At 64.2% G+C, this 5,035-nt stretch carries 6 protein-coding genes; 3 read left to right on the forward strand and 3 right to left on the reverse strand.

Annotated elements, in window-relative coordinates:
- A partial coding sequence (locus BRAS3843_RS37240) for a DUF3597 domain-containing protein (protein ID WP_035984092.1) occupies positions 1 to 281 on the forward strand: 281 nt, incomplete at its 5' end.
- A gap of 73 nt (positions 282 to 354) precedes the next feature.
- Here the strand turns inward: BRAS3843_RS37240 and BRAS3843_RS40165 are convergent.
- The 3 genes from BRAS3843_RS40165 to BRAS3843_RS37250 all read right to left on the reverse strand — a co-directional run bounded on the left by BRAS3843_RS40165 (position 355) and on the right by BRAS3843_RS37250 (position 1,579).
- A complete protein-coding gene (locus BRAS3843_RS40165; protein WP_008974462.1) occupies positions 355 to 519 on the reverse strand; it encodes a DUF1127 domain-containing protein in 165 nt (54 codons plus the stop codon).
- Between the two features lie 118 nt (positions 520 to 637).
- On the reverse strand, positions 638 to 913 hold the full coding sequence (locus tag BRAS3843_RS37245) for a GNAT family N-acetyltransferase (protein ID WP_035984094.1): 276 nt from the start codon (positions 911 to 913) through the stop codon (positions 638 to 640).
- Between the two features lie 144 nt (positions 914 to 1,057).
- The gene (locus BRAS3843_RS37250) at positions 1,058 to 1,579 is read right to left on the reverse strand and encodes a DUF3828 domain-containing protein (protein WP_008974464.1); all 522 of its coding nucleotides are present in this window, start codon (positions 1,577 to 1,579) and stop codon (positions 1,058 to 1,060) included.
- A gap of 253 nt (positions 1,580 to 1,832) precedes the next feature.
- Here BRAS3843_RS37250 and BRAS3843_RS37255 point away from each other — a divergent pair, with 253 nt between their 5' ends.
- Together BRAS3843_RS37255 and BRAS3843_RS37260 are read left to right on the forward strand one after the other, a co-directional pair.
- A complete protein-coding gene (locus BRAS3843_RS37255) occupies positions 1,833 to 3,467 on the forward strand; it encodes an acyl-CoA synthetase (RefSeq protein ID WP_008974465.1) in 1,635 nt (544 codons plus the stop codon).
- A 6-nt stretch (positions 3,468 to 3,473) separates the two neighbouring features.
- Positions 3,474 to 4,334, forward strand: a complete 861-nt coding sequence (locus BRAS3843_RS37260; RefSeq protein WP_008974466.1) for a DUF296 domain-containing protein — start codon at positions 3,474 to 3,476, stop codon at positions 4,332 to 4,334.
- The last annotated feature ends 701 nt before the right edge of the window (positions 4,335 to 5,035 follow it).

The following is a 5,035-nucleotide window of genomic DNA, read 5'->3' on the forward strand; positions in this document are numbered from 1 at the left end:
CGGCGCCAGCTGCCGCCCCGCAGAGCGTCGACGTTGCCGCCATCGTGGACAAGGCGGCCGCAGCCAAACATGAAAAGCTGGAATGGCGGACCTCGATCGTCGACCTGATGAAGGCGCTCGATATCGATTCGAGCCTGGCCGCCCGCAAGGAGCTTGCCAAGGAACTCGGCTACACCGGCGACACCAACGATTCCGCAAGCATGAATGTCTGGCTGCACAAGCAGGTGATGGCCAAGCTCGCCGCCAATGGCGGCAAGCTGCCGCCGGAGATCAAGCATTAGAGGCTGCGCCGAAACGCGGACAAAACATAGGGCCCGCCATGGTGCGGGCCCTATTGCTGTTTGCGGCGCTTTCTCAAACGACCATGTGCTCGGCGTGCTCCCACGCTTCGGCGCGAAGCTCGGAGCGGCTGACGCCGATGTCATACAAGGTGCGGTCGTCGAGCTCCTCGAAATAGAGCAGTTGGATGCGGTAGTGGATGTAGCGCTTGAGAGCGCCGAAAATCGCGGCGATAAACATCCGCGTCTCTCCCGGTTATCTGGTTCGTTTGACCGGCCGACACTGCTGCGCTGTCCGCGTAGCCATCGCGTTAACAACGCACCGGGGAGGGGCATTTCCAGTAGTTCTACGGGGCCGTTCAGGCCGCGAGATCGCGGTATTCGGGATGTCGCCGCAGATAGACGGCGACGAAGCTGCAGCCGGCGACCACCTTGCGTCCGTCGCTGCGGATCAGCTCCAACGCGCCCTTGACCAGCTCGGAGGCAATGCCGCGCCCGCGAAGCACCATCGGCGTCTCGGTGTGGGTGATGATGACGGCCTGCGGCGTCAGCCGGTAATTGGCGAACGCAATTTGGCCTTCCACCTCGAGCTCGAAGCGGTTTTGTTCCTTGTTGTCGCGGACCATTGCAGCCACCTTTCGCGTATCGCTGCCCCGATGTAAGCCGCTTCGGCCGGCTTGCACAGGTGCGACACCACAATGCGGCTGTGCCGCGCATCACAGCTATGCTTCTTGCGTCATCGCCGGCTCTAGTCACGGGATCGCGCCTTCTCCTTTTCCTCAGCTCTTCAGGGAGTCCGCGAGCAGTGCGCGGATCGACCAGGCCTGACCCTCGATCGCCCCCTTAATGTCGTCGATCTTCCATTTGTCCGCCTCGCGCACGAAATCGTAGCGAATGACCTGCTCAGCCTCATCCTTGCGGTCTTTGCGATGGCCTGCGAACACCACGGCCAGCGTCGCCTTATCAGCTTCTATTTTTTCCGTCGTGACCTTGAATGAGGCGACGTCCGGATCCTGCGAGTTGGTGACGGGATCGAAATCCACCGGACCGATATCGCCCTTCGGCGTGTGCGCGTCAGCCTTGGCCCAAAGCGCGATCAGCGACTTCGACAGGTATTTCGCCTTTGCAGCTTTGCTCTCGATGATGAAAGCGCCGCCGCCATCTCCCTTGCCGCTGGCAGCGCGGCCATAGATCGCCGTGAGGATTGCGACCGGATCGTTGGCAACGGGCGTCCGCGCCAGAACAGATGATGCGGCAAGGGTGGTTGCGGTGGCGAGCAGAAGGGTGCGACGGGTGAGCATTGCTGTCCTCGTATGAGAGATCGCGGGCGCTAGGCGCGAGCCACAGGCGCGCCCCAGATTTGTCGTGCGGCGTGCCGGTTCGTTCGATGCAATCGAAGCTATCGATGACATCGTCGTGCCGATCTTGCAGGCGATCGTGGGAAGGCGATAAACAGAAGGCCAATTTCGGCTTGCTGCCGCTCACGTTGTTCCCTGAGGAAATGCCCATGAAGCCTGAGCTCACCGTGTTCAGCCTGCCGGTCGTGGAGGCTCCATGAGCGGCGAAGCCGTCACGGAATTCGCGCCGCAAGGCGGCCTTCTGCGCATGTCGCGCCGGGTGATGAATCTCGCGCATATCGTCACGCAAAATGGCCGCAGGCTCGGCGATCGCGTCGGCTTCGTGTGGGGTGAACGATCCTGGACCTGGCGCGAGATCGACCGGATGGTATCTGCGCTCGCGGCGGCATTGGCTGAGCGCGGCATCGCCAAGGGCGACCGCATCCTCGTGCATTCCAAGAATTGCGAGGAGATGTTCGTCTCGATGTTTGCGGCGTTCCGGCTTGGCGCGGTGTGGGTGCCGACCAATTTCCGCCTGATGCCGGATGAGGTCGCCTATCTCGCCACTGCCTCGGGCGCCAAGGCGTTTCTCTGTCACGGCGACTTCCCGGATCATGCAGCGGTCGTGACCGGTCCTGCCTTCATCTGGCGCATCGGCGAGGCCGGCGCGTTCGGTGAGCGCACGGTGAGCGAAGCGATCGAAGCGCATCGCGGTGCGCAAGTCGACAATGCGCCAGTCGAGCACGATGACCCCTGCTGGTTCTTCTTCACCTCCGGCACCACCGGCCGCTCGAAAGCGGCGGTGCTGACGCACGGCCAGATGGCGTTCGTGATCACCAATCATCTCGCCGATCTGACCCCGGGGACGACCGCGGACGACGCCTCGCTCGTGGTGGCGCCATTGTCGCATGGCGCCGGCGTGCATCAGCTGATGCAGAGTGCGCGCGGCGCCAAGACGGTGCTGTTGCCAAGCGAAAAGTTCGACATCGCCGAAGCTTTTCGTTTGATCGAGACCCATCGCGTCAGCAACCTCTTCACCGTGCCGACGATCCTGAAGATGATGGTCGAGCATCCCGCCGTCGATCAGTTCGACCATTCCTCGCTGCGCCACGTCATCTATGCCGGCGCGCCGATGTATCGCGAGGACCAGAAGCGGGCGCTGGGCAAGCTCGGCAAGGTCATCGTGCAATATTTCGGGCTCGGCGAGGTCACCGGCAATATCACCGTGCTGCCGGCGCCGCTGCACGAGGGGGAGGACGGACCTGAGGCGCGGATCGGGACCTGCGGCTATGAGCGCACCGGCATGCAGGTCTGCATCCAGGATGATGCAGGCCGCGAGCTGAAGCCCGGCGAGACCGGCGAGATCTGCGTGATCGGCCCCGCGGTGTTCGCGGGCTACTACGACAATCCCGAAGCCAACGCGAAGGCATTTCGCAACGGCTGGTTCCGGACCGGCGATCTCGGCCACATGGATGCGCAGGGCTTCGTCTACATCACCGGGCGCGCCTCCGACATGTACATCTCCGGCGGCTCCAACATCTATCCGCGCGAGGTCGAGGAGAAGATCCTGACTCATCCTGATATCGGCGAGGTCGCCGTGCTCGGCGTGCCCGATCCCGTGTGGGGGGAGGTCGGCGTTGCCGTCTGCGTCGCGCGCGAGGGCGTGGCGGCACCGAGCGAGGCCGACATGGCCGGATATCTCGCCACCAAGCTGCCGCGCTACAAGATGCCGAAGCGGTTCTTCTTCTGGGATGCCTTGCCGAAATCCGGCTACGGCAAGGTGCCGAAGCGCCTGGTGCGGGACGAGTTGGACGCGCGCGGGTTGCTCGATCTTAACGCGAAGCAGGGCTGAGGTGACATGCGTCAGGTTCGTCAACCCGGGTCGCCGGTTGCGGAGCGCATCCAGTGGGTGGAAGCGCGTGGCCGCGCCGTCAGCTTCACGGTCCCCGCCGGCCTGCCGCTTCTGGAGGCGGTGCGGCAGGGCTTCGCCGCCTACGGCTTTGCCGGTGGCGTTGCCAACATCGCCGGCGGCGCACTCGGACCGTTGGCCTATGTGATGCCGGCGCTGTCGGCCACGCCGGATCACGCCGCCTTCTACAGCGAAACCTACCGTCCCCAGGGGATCACGCGGCTGTCGACGGCAACGATGACGTTGGGCGTTCGCGACGAGGCGCCGTTCTTCCATTGCCACGCGCTGTGGACAGAGGAGGGTGGTCGTAAGAGCGGTGGGCATATCCTGCCCGAGGAGACCGTCGTCGCCGAAGCGTTCGTCGTCGACGCGTTCGGTCTCGATGGTGCTGACTTCAGCGCTGCGCCCGATCCGGAGACCAATTTCAAGCTGTTCGGGCCGGTGTCGACGGCATCGAGCGGCGCCACCACGGATCGGCGCGCCTTCGCTGTACGGCTGCGGCCGAACCAGGATTTCGCGCTCACCCTCGAGGAATTTTGCCGCGCACATGGCGTCAGTCATGCGCGGATCCGCGGCGGGGTCGGCTCGACCATCGGCGCGCGCTTCGTCGAAGGAATAGATGTCGAGCCGTTTGCAACCGAACTGACCGTGACCTCCGGCCTGATCGCGCCGGGACCGGACGGCACGCCGGAAGCCACGCTTGACGTCGCCCTGGTCGACTACACCGGCGCGCTGGCCCAGGGGCGTCTGGTCCGCGGCGACAATCCGGTGCTGATGACAATGGAGCTGGTGCTGGAGGTGATGGACTGACACGGCCGAGGGTGGCGCTCCTGAGTGAGGTGGCCAAGCGTGGGATCGCCAATTCTCGGAGCTATCCTTGGCGCTCGCGCCATCATTTTGGTCGTCATGCCCCGCGCATGCGGCGCATCCAGTACGCCGAGGCCGTTCGGTGAATCCCTGCCGCTGGAATACTGGATCGCCCGCATGCGCGGGCGGCGGGGGATGTGCGACAACGCGATATCAAAAACGCGCATCGGCTCGTCCTTCAAATCACCTGCCGGACAGCATCGCATATGCGTCATCCTTCCCGCGGCGCGTATCGTCCGGGTCTTGCATCGACGTTCGCTCCCTCGAAAGAAGAGGGTGCAGGGAAGGCCGGGCATCGACTGATACCCGCGGCCCCCGTGCGAACAAGATGCACGGGGCAGGAACCACAGGCTCAGCCGGATCGCACCGGCCTTCCCTGCGCGATGGTTTTGACGGCTGCTCCGAGCTCTCCCCGGGGACCGGCGTTCTTGCCCCCGTCGCCTGCGAAACGTCGTCGCAAGCTTGGCGTCAGCACCGGGACGCCAGGACCACACGGCTTGACCGTGCGCATCGGGATTGTTCGTCGGCATGAGATGACTCACGCTGCAACCCGATGCGCCCCATCGCAGCCCGCACCCGACGTTCGTGACGATCGCGAAGCGCCCCTCATGTGAGGCGGGATGACATGAGAATCTATGATTTCT

Origin of the sequence: Bradyrhizobium sp. STM 3843 (assembly GCF_000239815.1) — a bacterium.
Classification (GTDB): domain Bacteria; phylum Pseudomonadota; class Alphaproteobacteria; order Rhizobiales; family Xanthobacteraceae; genus Bradyrhizobium.